Source organism: Streptomyces sp. NBC_00414 (assembly GCF_036038375.1).
GTDB lineage: Bacteria > Actinomycetota > Actinomycetes > Streptomycetales > Streptomycetaceae > Streptomyces.
Window position 1 is genome coordinate 8,077,407 of sequence record NZ_CP107935.1, and the last position, 13,120, is coordinate 8,090,526.

Below are 13,120 nucleotides of genomic sequence, written 5' to 3' on the forward strand. Positions count from 1 at the left end.
ATGAGGGTCTGAGTCCGCGGCCCCGGAGTGCGTGCCATGCGCTCCGGGGCCGCCGACATTCCGTATACCGCGCTATCGCGCACCACACGGCTTTACAAGGGGCAGGGAAAAGCTATGCGACAGGTCACCCGCAAAGGCCTGATGACGGTGGCGGCGGCGACCGGTGTCCTCGCGGCCACCGGCGGCTACGCGCACGCCGACTCGGGGGCGCACGGCACCGCTTCGGGCTCCCCGGGCGTACTCTCCGGGAACTCGGTGCAGGCGCCGGTGCACGCGCCGGTCAACGTCTGCGGCAACACCGTGAACGTGGTCGGGGTGCTCAACCCGGCGGTCGGCAACAAGTGCTCCAACAAGGGGGCCGGCAAGGGCACCGGCTCCGGCCACCACGGCTCCGGTCACCATGGGTCGGGGCACCACGGATCGGGCGGTGGATCGCAGGCCGGGGGGCACACCGACGACTCGCCCGGAGTGGGCTCCGGCAACCATGTGCGGATCCCGGTCGACGTGCCGGTCAACGTCTGCGGCAACAACGTCTCCGTCGGCGGCCTCGGCAACACGGCCACGGGCAACTCCTGTGCGAACACCGGCAGCGGACACGGGGAGACGTCCCCCGGCCACGGGGGGCCGAACTCTCCGGGCAAGCCGGGCCAGCAGGGCGACCACGGGCAGCCGGGCACGCCTGGAGGGCACGGCAAGCCGGGGCAGCCGGGACAGGACGGCGACTCGGACCGGCCCGGTGGGTCCGGCAACGGGAACGGCAACGGCAACCAGGGCGCCTCGCACGCGAATGCCCAGGGTGCCCAGGGTGACGTCCGGTCCGACGGTTCGGCGCACCTCGCGCAGACCGGCGCCGGGGTGCCGCTGGGCCTCGCGCTGCCGGTGGGTGCGGGCGCGCTGCTCGCGGGCGCCGTGCTCTACCGCAAGGCACGCGCCTCGGTGTGAGTCACCGGCACCATAACGTCTCAAATCGGGTCATGGTGTGATGAATTGCCTGGGGTGTGGGTCCTTGTCCCCGAGCAGGTCGAACGGAGCGGGCCCCGCGTGTGCGGGGCCCGCTGCGTTTCAGCCGTCCCGCGTCACCACGTGGCGCGCACCTGGCGGATGATCCGTCGGCGCAACCGCACCCTGCGGCTGCCGTCGGTGTGCAGGCTGAGGCGGTCCAACTCCCAGTGTCCGTACTCGGCATGGTCCGTCAGCAGGCGTGTCGCTTCCTTGCGGGAGACCCCGCGCGGCACATACACGTCGACAAATTCGTATTCCGGCATCGCATCTATTGTGCGTGCGGAGGCCCTGTACGGATAGCGTCTGCACTATGTCTGATGCTGCGCAGCCCACCGCTGCCGAGGTACGCGCCGCCGCCGAGGCGGTCAAGACCGCGCTCGACCGCCACCTGGCGGCGGTAGAGCGCAGGTCGGGTGAGGACGACCCGGCCGTCTACGAGGCGTTCAACGAGCTGGCCGCGGCCGCCGAGGAGTACGACGAGCTCCTCTACGACCGCTACGACGAGGTCACCCCTTTCGAGATCCCGGGGTCGGACGACGCCCTGCCGCCGTACACCGGTCCGGAGGAGCCCAACTCGCTGAGCGTGCTGATCCGCCGGGACTACGCGGTGGTGGAGCCGCAGCGGCTGCTGGCGCAGGCCCAGCGGGTCGAAGCGGTGGAGGAGTCGGGGGTCGTGACCGCGGGCTTCGACGCCGCTTCCGGGACCGTGCACGGAGCGCTCGGTGTCCTCTTCGGCGAGTTCGAGCCCGACGAGATCGCCTCCCGGCACAAGGAGTTCGGCCTGGAGGAGGGCGACTCGACGCTGTGGGTGACCGCCTCGGACGAACCGGCCGAGCCGGGTGAGTGGCTGGACGCGCCGTTCGACCAGGCCGACACCCACCAGGTGGTGTGCCGCTTCGACGTCAGCGCGGTCTTCGACGACGACGCCGACGACGACATCGAGGACGAGGTGGACGACGCCGTCGAGCCGGAACTCGAAGGCGCCCTCGACGAGGCCGAGGTCGAAGCCGAGAACCTGAGGGCTCGGAACGCGGACCGCTGACGGCCCACCGCACCCCGACGGTCCGCTGCACTTCCACGGTGGCGGTCACCGGCCCCGAGGGCCCGGTGACCGCCACCGCCGCGTTCCGAACCGGGCCGGTACGGGGCCGGGCTCAGCCCGACGCCGGGACCTGGGCCGTGAGCAGGGCCGGCAGCCTCGTCGTACGGGGCTTCGCGGCGACCTCCGCCACCGCGTGCGGCAGCGCCTGCTCCACGCCGTGGACCACGGACAGATGCCGGTCGGCGCGGCCGAAGGCGGTGTAGACCCAGGGCCTGGAGAGTGCCTGTGCCGCGTCGCCGGGCAGCACCACGACCACGGCGGGCCAGTGCACCCCGACGGACTGGTGGGCGGTGAGCGCCCAGCCGTGCCGCACGGTCTGCTCCACCCGCTCCTTCGGCACGACGACGGGCTCACCCGCGCACTCCAGGTGCAGCCCGGCGGCGTCGGCCTTCACCACATGGCCCGGGACGGAACGGCCCGGTGTGGGCGTGTACGCGATCCGGTCGCCCGGGTCGAAACCGCCGAAGCGGCCGGGGCCCGGGTTGAGCCGCTCCTTCAGCGCGGCGTTGAGCACCCGGGTGCCCGCGGCGCCGCCGTGGCCCGGAGTGATCACCTGGGTCTGTCCGGCAGGGATGCCGATCGCGCGCGGCACCGAGTCGGCGACCAGCTGCACGGTGCGGTGGACCGCCTCCCCGGCGTCACGCACCGGGATGATCACCACTTCCTTGCCGGGGGCCTCGACCTGGTTCAGCTCGCCGATGCCGATGCCCGAGACCAGTTCGCCCACGGGACCCGGGTCCGGCGTCCGCGAGGCGATCTGCGGGCACACCCGCGCGGCGAGCAGGTCCGCGAAGACCCGCCCGGGCCCCGCCGACCACAGCACGCCGGGGTCCCCGCTCAGCATGAGCCGGGCGCCGTCGGGCAGCGACTCGGCGAGCATCGCCGCGCTCTCGATGTCGAGCTGCGGCGCGTCCAGCACGACCAGGAGGTCGGTCCGGAGCATCCCGTCGGAATCCCGCCCCGGACCTTCCTCGCCGGAGAGCAGACCGGCGACGGTGGCCACGATCGGGTCGGGACGACCGTCCTCGGCCGTGTCACGCGCGTCCCGCGCGGTGGCGAGCAGCTCGGCGAAGCGGCGGCGGCCGTCCGGGTGGTGGGCGGCGGCGCACACCCGCAGGCCGAGGGACCGGGCCGCCGCCACCAGGGACGCGGACTCCGCGCGGGACGCCTCGCCGCCGGTGTGCAGGACGAGGCCGTGGCCCGCGACCGCCCGGATCAGCTCGGCGGCCGAGCCGGTCGCGGCCGGCTCCCAGGCCGCGGCGGAACCGTCCTCCTTGGGCAGCGAGTTGACCACCCGGGCGAGTCCGTCCGCGAGGCTCTCCTCGGCGAGCGCGTACCGCTCCAGGCCGATGAGGACGCGTACCGGACGCACTTCCCCGGCCTCTTCGCCGTCCTCGCCGTCCTGGGTGTCGCCCTCCTCGGACCGGCGGGGAGCCGGCGGCGCGCCGGGCTCGTCCAGCGCGTCCTGGAAGACCAGGGCGTCGCCCTCGGCGAGCGCGCTCTGCACGGCGGCGTCGGGGTCGGGCACCGAGCGCTGCACGAGTGCGGCGTGCAGGGCCGGGGCCTCCAGGGCGGTGTGCCCCGCCAGCGCGGCCTGTTCGAGGAGCCACACCGTGACCGCGCGGCCCCGCCGCTCGTCGTCCGGACCGCACTCATCGCCGAGCAGGGCCCGGGCGAACCCGTCGGCCTGCTCGGGCCGCACCCCCGCCACGCGAAGCAGCTGCCAGGGGTCCTCGCGCAGTTGTCCGTCCGCTCCCTCACCGAGGGTGGCGGCGGTCTGCGGCGCCAGAGCCTCCGGGGCGCCGCCCCGGACGAGCACGGCGCGCACCGCCTCGACGGACTCGGAGGCCATCGACGCCGGGGCGCCGGAGGGCACGGGCTGCGGGCGCCGCACCGGCTCCTGCGCGACCCTGCGCGGTGTGGGCTCCGCGCTGAAGACGCTCGCCGAGGGCTTCTCCCCGCTCTCCACCGCCCGGACGGCCGCGAGCAGATCGGCGGCCTTCCCGCTCAGCGCCGTCCCGGCCAGGACCGGCCCGGCCTTCTCCGCCTTCCGGCGCTCGATCCGCTCCCGGAACTCCCGCTGCGCGGCCAACTCGGCCTCGGCCTCGGACAACTGGACCGCACCTTCGGCGGCGCCCTCGTCGGTGCCGTCGCCCGCCCCGGTGCCCCCTTCGAGGGCGCGGGTCTCGTCCGGGGACCCCTCCCCGGTGTCCGCCGGGTCCCCCTCACCCGTGGTGTCCGGGGAGGCGGTCCCGCGGGGCCCGGTGTCCGGCTGATCCCCCGCGCCTGGCATCTCGGACTCGGGACCGGCGTCCGGCGTCCCCGGCTCGGCTTCCTCCGCGGCGGCGGACGGCTCCGTGGTCACAGCGTGCTCCAGTCGTGATCGGGATAGTGGTGCACGGGCGCCGACACGTCGTCGAGCGCTCGGCAGATCTCGTCAGGAAGACTAAGGGTCTCCACTGACAACGCGGCCGTGAGCTGCAGCGCGTTGCGCGCGCCGATGATGGGGGCGGCCACGCCCGGCCGGTCGCGGACCCAGGCGAGGGCCACCTGGAGCGGAGTCACCGCGAGGCCGTCCGCCGCCGTGGCCACCGCTTCCACGATGCGGCTCGCCGCGTCGTCCAGATACGGCTCGACGAACGGCGCCAGCTGCTCCGAGGCGCCCCGCGAGTCCGCGGGCGTCGCGTTGCGGTACTTGCCCGTCAGGACGCCCCGGCCCAGCGGGGAGGACGGGAGCAGGCCGATCCCCAGATCCAGCGCCGCGGGCAGCACCTCCCGCTCGACACCGCGCTGCAGCAGCGAGTACTCCATCTGCGTACTGGCCAGGCGCGTACGTATCCCGGGGGCCGCGAGCTGCCATGTCGCGGCCTTCGCGAGCTGCCAGCCGCAGAAGTTGGACACCCCGGCATATCTGGCCCGGCCGCTGCTGACAGCGATGTCGAGAGCCTGCAGGGTCTCCTCCAGCGGCGCGGCCGGGTCGAAGGCGTGGATCTGCCACAGGTCCACATGGTCCGTGTTGAGCCGGGCCAGCGAGGCGTCGAGGGCGGACAGCAGGTGCCCGCGCGAGCCGTCGAAACGCCGGTCCGGGTCGGGCACGCTGCCCGCCTTGGTGGATATGACGAGGTCCCGGCGGGGGACCAGCCCCTCCATGAGCTGTCCGAGCAGATACTCGGCCTCGCCGTCCCCGTACACGTCGGCCGTGTCGACGAGGGTTCCGCCCGCCTCCCAGAAGGCCTTCAACAGGTCCGCGGCGTCGTGTTCGTCGGTGTCCCTGCCCCAGGTGAGGGTGCCGAGTCCGATGCGGGACACGCGCAGGCCGGTGCGGCCGAGATGCCTCTGCTCCATGGGGGCTGAGATTACTGGCCACGAGTCGACGCGTGGGAAGCCTGTGGACAACCTTCGTCACATGATCCGCAACGCTGTCCCTGCCGCTCGGCCCGGCAGCGCGCTAGGGTGCCGGACAAGGGACGTTACTGATCAGTAAGGGGATCGGCCATGCAGCTCGGGATCAACCTCGGCTACTGGGGTGCCGGAATGGACGCGGACAACCTCGCCGTGGCCAAGGAGGCCGACCGCCTCGGCTACGCGGTCTGCTGGGCCGCCGAGGCCTACGGCTCGGACGCGGCCACCGTGCTGAGCTGGGTCGCCGCCCAGACCGAGCGCATGGACGTCGGGTCGGCCATCTTCCAGATCCCGGCCCGCCAGCCCACGATGACCGCGATGACCGCGGCCACCCTGGACTCGCTCTCCGGCGGCCGCTTCCGGCTCGGCCTCGGCGTCTCCGGACCGCAGGTCTCCGAGGGCTGGTACGGCGTCAAGTTCGACAAGCCGCTGGCCCGCACCCGCGAGTACGTCGAGATCGTGCGCAAGGCGATGACCCGCGAGCGCCTGTCGTACGAGGGCACGCACTGGACCCTCCCGCTGCCGGGCGGCCCGGGCAAGCCGCTCAAGCTGACCGTGCATCCGGAGCGCGAGCACATCCCGCTCTACATCGCCGCGATCGGCCCGAAGAACCTGGAGCAGACCGGCGAGATCGCCGACGGCGCCCTGCTGATCTTCCCGTCCGCGGACCACCTGGAGGACACCGCGGTCAAGCACCTGCGGGCGGGCCGCGAGAAGGCCGGCCTGACCATGGACGGCTTCGACGTCTGTCCGACGGTGCCGATCGCGCTGGGCTCCGAGAGCGGGGACAAGGACGTACCGGCGCTGGCCGACATGTTCCGCCCGTACACCGCTCTCTACGTGGGCGGCATGGGCAGCCGCAAGCAGAACTTCTACAACCAGCTCGCGCAGCGCATGGGGTACGAGAAGGAGGCCGCCGAGATCCAGGACAAGTACCTGGCCGGCGACAAGGAGGGTGCGGCGGCGGCGATTCCGCACCAGCTCATCGACCAGACCACGCTGCTCGGCTCCGTGGACCGCATCGCGGACCGGATGAAGGCCTACGCGGCCGCCGGCGTCACCACGCTCACGCTGGCCCCGGCGGGCTTCACCCTGGACGACCGCCTCGCCTCGCTGCGGGCCGGGTTCGAAGCCCTGGAGCGGGCCGGACTGGCCTAGGGCCTGTCCGGGACGGGAGAGTTCTACGGCCGTGGTGGGGGCTCGGGGGGTCTTCCCCGCCACGGCCGTCACGGAGAACAACGCGCGACAGCCCGCTCGGTTACGCGCCTGGCATTCCCCGTGCGTCCGTCGTTCGGCGGATTTGTCCGACACAGATGTTGCCGCACCCCTGGCTGCCCATTTGACTCGTTCTTTGCGGAGTACCGCACGGAGACGGACTCCCGCGTGGAGGTGGCAGTCATGCTTTCGGCCAAGAGTCTTTTCCAGGAAATCATCGACAACGACGAAGCGTTCCGGCTCTTCTGCTCCATCGCCGCCAGCGGGGAGACACAGGGAGGCTGGGAGAACGCGCGCATCGCGGCCCTCGTCCCGGAGACCGAGCGCGCACTCGCACCCAAGATCACCCGGCACGGCGCCGACGAGGACAAGCACGGCCGGATCTTCAACGCGCTCATGAAGAAACGGGGTCTCACCCCCGTCGAGGTACCGCCCGAGACGGACTACACGATGCTCCTGGAGAAGAACGGCATCGGCCTCGCGCACGACAAGCTCAAGCGCGACGAGCCGCTCACCGTGGAGGACATCGTCACCTACCTCTCCCACAGCAGGGTCACGGAGCAGCGTGCCGCGGACCAGATGGTGATGCTCCGCAAGGACTTCGGCGACCACCCGGAGATCGGCAAGGCCGTACGGATGATCTCCGACGACGAGGACAACCACCTCGCGTACTGCCACGAGGAACTGCTGCGCTTCGCCCACGCGGGCCACGGCCGGGCCATCCAGCGGACCCTGCGCGAGTGCGCGCTGGCCGAGGTCGGTGTCTACCGGGACGTCAGCCTCGCCGTGATGGCCCACATGGGGCCCATCCTCGGCTGGTCCCGCCCCAAGGCGGCGCTGCTCGGCGCGGGCATCCGCGCCATGTACGCGTACGAGCGGGCGGTCGGCTGGCGGCGGATGGTCTCCCTGACGATGCCCGAGCGGCGCGGCGCCCTGAACGGACCGGCGACGACGGCGTCCGGGTTCGCCTGAGCGCCCCCGCCACCGTCCGCCACGCGCGCGTGGCGCCTCGTACGCGTCACGCGCGCGTGGAGCTTTTCCGAGGGCCGGCTACAGCCACCCCCGCTTCTTGAAGAGCCGGAACAGCAGCACCTCAAGGACCACCATGATCAGGACGACCGCCGGATAGGCCCAGAGCCAGTGCAGCTCCGGCATGTGCTCGAAGTTCATGCCGTAGATCCCCGCGATCATCGTGGGGACCGCGGCCATGGCGGCCCACGAGGAGATCTTCCGCATGTCGTCGTTCTGCCGCACGCTCATCTGCGCCAGGTGCGCCGACAGGACGTCCGAGACCAGCCGGTCCAGGGACTCCACCGACTCGTTCACGCGGGTCAGGTGGTCGTTGACGTCCCGGAAGAACGGGTGCGCCTTGTCGTCGACGAACGGCACCACGGGGCCGACGACACCCGCGCCCGCGAGGCGGTTCAACGGCACCGACAGCGGCCCGGTGGCCCTGCGGAACTCCTGGATCTGCCGCTTGAAGGTGTAGATCCGGGACGCGGTGTGCCGGGAGCCGCCGTCGTCCGGCGAGAACACCTCCGCCTCCAGCTCCTCCAGGTCGGTCTGCAGCTCGGTCGCCACCTCCAGGTAATGGTCGACGGTGGCGTCGGCGATCGCGTAGAGCACCGCCGTCGGACCGAGACGCATCATCTCCGGATCCTTCTCCAGCCGGCCGCGCACGACCTTGAGGGGCGAGCCCTCGCCGTGCCGCACGGTCACCACGAAGCAGTCGCCCAGGAAGATCATGAGCTCGCCGGACGACACGGTGTCGCTGTCCGGCTCGTACGTCACCGGCTTGAGGACCGCGAACAGCGAGTCGTCGTAGACCTCCAGCTTGGGGCGCTGATGCGCCTTGAGGGCGTCCTCCACGGCCAGCTCGTGCAGCCCGAACTCGTCGGTGACGAGTTCGAACTCGCGCTCCGTCGGCTCGTGCAGCCCTATCCACACGAAGGCGTCCCCGTAGGCACGTGCCGCGGCCAGGGCGTCGGACAGATCCTCCGGGCCCTCGGTCCGGTGTCCGTCCCGGTAGATGGCACAGTCCACGATCACAGAGCGTATTCTCCAGTCACTCGTTCGACGACGCACTCGATACGGCGCCTACGCTGGGCCACATGCCCACCTTGATCCTCGTCCGGCACGGACGTTCCACCGCCAACACCGCGGGACTCCTCGCCGGATGGACACCCGGCGTCGCCCTCGACGAGCGCGGCGCCGCGCAGGCCGCGGCGCTGCCCGGGCGCCTCGCGGAACTGCCGCTCTCCGAAATAGTCAGCAGCCCCCTCCAGCGCTGTCAGGAAACGATTCAGCCCCTCCTCGACGCCCGTCCCGGGCTCACGGCCCACTCCGACGAGCGCATCGGGGAGTGCCACTACGGAGACTGGTCCGGGCGCAAGCTCGCCGAGCTGTCGGGCGAACCGCTGATGGAGGTCGTGCAGTCGCACCCCTCCGCCGCCGCGTTCCCGGGCGGTGAGTCCATGCGCGCCATGCAGACCCGCGCCGCCGAAGCGGTACGGGAGTGGAACGCGCGCGTGGAGCGCGACCACGGCAGTGACGCCGTGTACCTCATGTGCTCGCACGGCGACATCATCAAGTCTCTTGTCGCGGACGCGCTCGGTCTTCATCTGGACCTCTTCCAGCGGATCTCCGTAGAACCGTGTTCCATCACCGCGATCCGTTACACACGACTGAGGCCTTTTCTCGTACGCCTCGGGGACACCGGCGATCTCACCTCCCTCGCGCCGCGCGAGGAACAGTCCGAAGGCGACGCAGCCGTCGGGGGCGGTGCGGGCGCACCGTGATCGTCGGCCGCAGTAGGGTGAAGCGGTCGAAGCAGCGCAGCAGTTGTCAGCAGCAGACGCAGTCGACGGCAGAAGCAGTCGATCGATCCAATGGAGACAGGACGTGTCCCGTCAGGTGTTCCTCTACGACCCGCCGGACCGTTTCGTAGCCGGCACGGTCGGGCTGCCAGGGCGCCGTACCTTCTTCCTGCAGGCCTCCTCCGGCCCCCGGGTGACCAGTGTGGCCCTGGAGAAGACGCAGGTCGCGGCGCTCGCCGAACGAATGGACGAGCTTCTCGACGAGGTCGTACGGCGTACCGGGGGCATCGCTCCCGTACCCGTGCTGCCCCCGACGGAGGTCTCCGACACCGCCCCGCTCGAATCGCCCGTCGAGGAGGAGTTCCGGGTCGGCACCATGGCCCTCGCCTGGGACGGCGACGAGCAGCGCATGATCGTCGAGGCGCAGGCGCTCGTCGAGCTGGACGCCGACTCCGAGGAGGACCTGGCCGCCGCCGAGGAGGAACTCCTCCAGGACGAGGAGAACGGGCCGCCGATGCTGCGGGTTCGCCTCACCGGCGCCCAGGCCAGGGCCTTCGCCAAGCGTGCCCTCGAAGTCGTCAACGCCGGCCGGCCGCCCTGCCCGCTGTGCAGTCTCCCGCTCGACCCGGAAGGACACGTATGTCCGCGCCAGAACGGATACCGTCGCGAGGCGTGACCACGGCCGAGCTGCTCACCGAGGGTGAGCTGACGGTCCGCGGCCGCATCCGTGAGGCCTCGAACGCGGTGCTGCTGTGCGACGTGTCGTACGAGGGGCGCGAGGCGTCCTGCGTCTACAAGCCGGTCGCCGGCGAGCGGCCGCTGTGGGACTTCCCCGACGGCACCCTCGCCCAGCGTGAGGTCGCGGCGTACGAGGTGTCCGAGGCCACCGGCTGGGGGCTCGTCCCGACCACCGTGCTGCGCGACGGGCCGTACGGCGAGGGCATGTGCCAGCTGTGGATCGAGTCGCCGGACGGCGGCGAAGGCGCCGACGGTGAAGGCGACGGCGAGGCTGACGGCGGTGGCGCCGGGCTGCTCGCGCTCGTCGACGCCGAGGAGCCGGGCGAGGGCTGGAAGGCCGTCGGGTTCGCCGAGGTCGGCGAGGGGCGTACGGCCCTGCTCGTGCACGCCGACGACGAACGGCTGCGCAGGCTCGCCGTCCTCGACGCGGTGATCAACAACGCCGACCGCAAGGGCGGCCACCTGCTGCCCACCACCGGGGGACGGCTGTACGGGATCGACCACGGGGTGACCTTCAACGCCGAGAACAAGCTGCGCACGCTGCTGTGGGGCTGGGCGGGGGAGAAGCTCACCCCCGAGGCGGTCGAGGCCCTGGAGCGGCTCAGGGACGCCCTGGGAGGGGCGCTGGGCGTGCGGCTGGGGGAACTGATCACCCCGGCGGAACTGGACGCCACGCGCGCGCGTGTGGCCGCTCTGCTCGCGTCCGGACGGCATCCGGAGCCCTCGGGGGAGTGGCCCGCGATCCCCTGGCCGCCCGTATAGCCCGGACACACACTCCGGACGCACACTTCGGGACCCCGCGCAAGAACGCCTGTCAGGCCATCCGGCCTGGTCCGGTTCGTATACGGAACATCCGTCCGGTTAGGCTCAAGGTATGCATGCCTGGCCCGCTTCCGAGGTCCCCGCCCTGCCCGGCAAGGGCCGCGACCTCAAGATCCACGACACCGCGACCGGTGGTCCTGTGACCCTCGACCCCGGTCCCGTCGCCCGTATCTACGTCTGCGGCATCACTCCGTACGACGCGACCCACATCGGTCACGCGGCGACCTACAACGCGTTCGACCTCGTGCAGCGCGTGTGGCTCGACACCAAGCGGCAGGTCCATTACGTCCAGAACGTGACGGACGTCGACGATCCGCTGCTGGAGCGCGCGGCGCGGGACAACGTCGACTGGGTCTCGCTCGCCGAGCAGGAGACCACCCTCTTCCGCGAGGACATGACCGCCCTGCGGATGCTGCCCCCGAGGCACTACATCGGCGCCGTCGAGGCCATACCCGGGATCGTCCCGCTGGTCGAGCGGCTGCGGGACTCCGGTGCCGCGTACGAACTCGACGGGGACGTCTACTTCTCCGTGGAGGCCGATCCGCACTTCGGCGGGGTGGCCAACCTGGACGTGGCGGCGATGCGGCTGCTGTCCGCCGAGCGCGGCGGCGACCCGGACCGTCCGGGCAAGAAGAACCCGCTCGACCCGATGCTGTGGATGGCGGCCCGCGAGGGCGAGCCGAGCTGGGACGGCGGCTCGCTCGGCCAGGGACGGCCCGGCTGGCACATCGAGTGCGTCGCGATCGCACTCGACCACCTGGGAATGGGCTTCGACGTCCAGGGCGGCGGCTCCGACCTCGCCTTCCCGCACCACGAGATGGGCGCCTCCCACGCCCAGGCGCTGACCGGCGAGTTCCCGATGGCCAAGGCGTACGTGCACGCCGGCATGGTCGCGCTCGACGGCCAGAAGATGTCCAAGTCCAAGGGCAACCTCGTCTTCGTGTCGACGCTGCGCCGTGAAGGCGTCGACCCGGCGGCCATCCGGCTCGCCCTGCTCTCGCACCACTACCGGGCCGACTGGGAGTGGACGGACCAGGTGCTCCAGGACGCCCTCGCCCGTCTGGAGCGCTGGCGGGCCGCGGTGTCGCGGCCCGACGGGCCGTCGGCCGAGGCCCTCGTCGACGAGATCCGCGAGGCCCTCGCGAACGACCTGGACGCGCCGGCCGCGCTGCTGGCCGTCGACCGCTGGGCCGCGCTCCAGGAGGAGACGGGCGGTACGGACGAGGGCGCCCCCGGCGTCGTCTCACGTGCCGTGGACGCCCTGATGGGCGTGGCCCTCTAGGGGCCTTTCGGATCGGGCGCCGCACAACGCCGGGCGCCGGACGGGTCGTCGCCCGTCCGGCGCCCTCTGTGCGGTGGACCGCGCGTCACGCGCGCGGGATCGTGCGTCAGGCCGCTACTTGTTCACGATCACGGCCTGGATGGTGTTCGTCGAGGAGTCGTAGATCCCGATGACCTGCTGACCGAAGGCGAAGGCCTCCTGGACCTCGTCGTGCGTCACCTGGTTCGGGTTGACCAGCGGACGCCAGGCCTGGTTGATGTACAGGTAGAGGATCGACGGCTGGCCCGGCAACGGGGTGACGACGTCCCAGAAGTGCTCGGCGACACCGCTCGTCAGCGCGGCGGCCTCGACGGCGCTGCGCATGACCAGCGGCTGGCCCTGCTGCTGTTGCTGTTGCCCGCCGAGTTGCTGAAGCAGCTGCTGGAACGGCTGCTGCTGGCCCAGCTGCTGGAGCTGCTGCTGCAGGTGCTGAGGAACCTGCTGGCCGATCCCCTGCTGGCCCTGCTGGCCCATGCCCTGCTGGCCGAACGGCTGCTGCTGGCCGTAGCCCTGCTGCTGGCCGAACGGCTGTTGCTGCTGCCCGAAGCCCTGCTGCTGGCCGTAGCCCTGCTGCTGACCCTGCTGCGGGGGAGACGTGCTCGGGCCCTGCTGCTGACCCTGCTGGCCGAACCCCTGCTGGCCGATCCCCTGTTGGCCCTGCTGGCCTTGCTGGCTCATCTGCGGGGTGGTGCTCATGCGGGT

General features: G+C 71.8%; 13 protein-coding genes. 8 read left to right on the forward strand and 5 right to left on the reverse strand.

The window, feature by feature from the left end; translation table 11 throughout:
- Nucleotides 1-114: 114 nt before the first annotated feature.
- Entirely contained in the window at nucleotides 115-942 is an 828-nt protein-coding gene (locus OHS59_RS35135) for a chaplin (protein ID WP_328497376.1), read from the forward strand.
- Nucleotides 943-1,076: 134 nt separating this feature from the next.
- Here OHS59_RS35135 and OHS59_RS35140 read toward each other — a convergent pair whose 3' ends face one another.
- Nucleotides 1,077-1,265: a DUF5703 family protein gene (locus OHS59_RS35140; protein ID WP_221351341.1), complete on the reverse strand. Its 189-nt coding sequence runs from the start codon at nucleotides 1,263-1,265 to the stop codon at nucleotides 1,077-1,079.
- Between the two features lie 47 nt (nucleotides 1,266-1,312).
- Between OHS59_RS35140 and OHS59_RS35145 the strand changes: the two genes are divergently transcribed.
- A complete protein-coding gene (locus OHS59_RS35145) occupies nucleotides 1,313-2,044 on the forward strand; it encodes a hypothetical protein (RefSeq protein ID WP_328497377.1) in 732 nt (243 codons plus the stop codon).
- 112 nt (nucleotides 2,045-2,156) lie between these two features.
- Here OHS59_RS35145 and OHS59_RS35150 read toward each other — a convergent pair whose 3' ends face one another.
- Nucleotides 2,157-4,469 carry a helix-hairpin-helix domain-containing protein gene (locus OHS59_RS35150; RefSeq protein WP_443061551.1) on the reverse strand — a complete coding sequence of 771 codons (2,313 nt, stop codon included), beginning with the start codon at nucleotides 4,467-4,469 and terminating at the stop codon, nucleotides 2,157-2,159.
- Complete coding sequence (locus OHS59_RS35155) at nucleotides 4,466-5,449, reverse strand: aldo/keto reductase (protein WP_328497378.1); 984 nt, start codon at nucleotides 5,447-5,449, stop codon at nucleotides 4,466-4,468. The genes OHS59_RS35150 and OHS59_RS35155 overlap by 4 nt, the downstream gene beginning before the upstream one ends.
- 150 nt (nucleotides 5,450-5,599) lie before the next feature.
- Between OHS59_RS35155 and OHS59_RS35160 the strand changes: the two genes are divergently transcribed.
- Complete coding sequence (locus OHS59_RS35160) at nucleotides 5,600-6,664, forward strand: LLM class F420-dependent oxidoreductase (RefSeq protein WP_328497379.1); 1,065 nt, start codon at nucleotides 5,600-5,602, stop codon at nucleotides 6,662-6,664.
- A gap of 240 nt (nucleotides 6,665-6,904) precedes the next feature.
- A complete protein-coding gene (locus OHS59_RS35165) occupies nucleotides 6,905-7,693 on the forward strand; it encodes a ferritin-like domain-containing protein (protein WP_328497380.1) in 789 nt (262 codons plus the stop codon).
- A gap of 78 nt (nucleotides 7,694-7,771) precedes the next feature.
- Here OHS59_RS35165 and OHS59_RS35170 read toward each other — a convergent pair whose 3' ends face one another.
- A complete protein-coding gene (locus OHS59_RS35170; protein WP_328497381.1) occupies nucleotides 7,772-8,770 on the reverse strand; it encodes a magnesium and cobalt transport protein CorA in 999 nt (332 codons plus the stop codon).
- 62 nt (nucleotides 8,771-8,832) lie between these two features.
- On the opposite strand from OHS59_RS35170, the gene OHS59_RS35175 reads away from it, so the two are divergent.
- The 4 genes from OHS59_RS35175 to mshC all read left to right on the forward strand — a co-directional run bounded on the left by OHS59_RS35175 (nucleotide 8,833) and on the right by mshC (nucleotide 12,379).
- On the forward strand, nucleotides 8,833-9,519 hold the full coding sequence (locus OHS59_RS35175; protein ID WP_328497382.1) for a histidine phosphatase family protein: 687 nt from the start codon (nucleotides 8,833-8,835) through the stop codon (nucleotides 9,517-9,519).
- A gap of 103 nt (nucleotides 9,520-9,622) precedes the next feature.
- Nucleotides 9,623-10,213 (forward strand): DUF3090 domain-containing protein, encoded by a 591-nt coding sequence (locus OHS59_RS35180; protein WP_328497383.1) that lies wholly within the window; start codon nucleotides 9,623-9,625, stop codon nucleotides 10,211-10,213.
- Complete coding sequence (locus OHS59_RS35185; protein ID WP_328497384.1) at nucleotides 10,177-11,037, forward strand: SCO1664 family protein; 861 nt, start codon at nucleotides 10,177-10,179, stop codon at nucleotides 11,035-11,037. The genes OHS59_RS35180 and OHS59_RS35185 overlap by 37 nt, the downstream gene beginning before the upstream one ends.
- 112 nt (nucleotides 11,038-11,149) lie before the next feature.
- The gene (mshC, locus tag OHS59_RS35190) at nucleotides 11,150-12,379 is read left to right on the forward strand and encodes a cysteine--1-D-myo-inosityl 2-amino-2-deoxy-alpha-D-glucopyranoside ligase (RefSeq protein WP_328497385.1); all 1,230 of its coding nucleotides are present in this window, start codon (nucleotides 11,150-11,152) and stop codon (nucleotides 12,377-12,379) included.
- 114 nt (nucleotides 12,380-12,493) lie between these two features.
- Here mshC and OHS59_RS35195 read toward each other — a convergent pair whose 3' ends face one another.
- The gene (locus tag OHS59_RS35195; protein ID WP_328497386.1) at nucleotides 12,494-13,114 is read right to left on the reverse strand and encodes a hypothetical protein; all 621 of its coding nucleotides are present in this window, start codon (nucleotides 13,112-13,114) and stop codon (nucleotides 12,494-12,496) included.
- Nucleotides 13,115-13,120 lie beyond the last annotated feature (6 nt).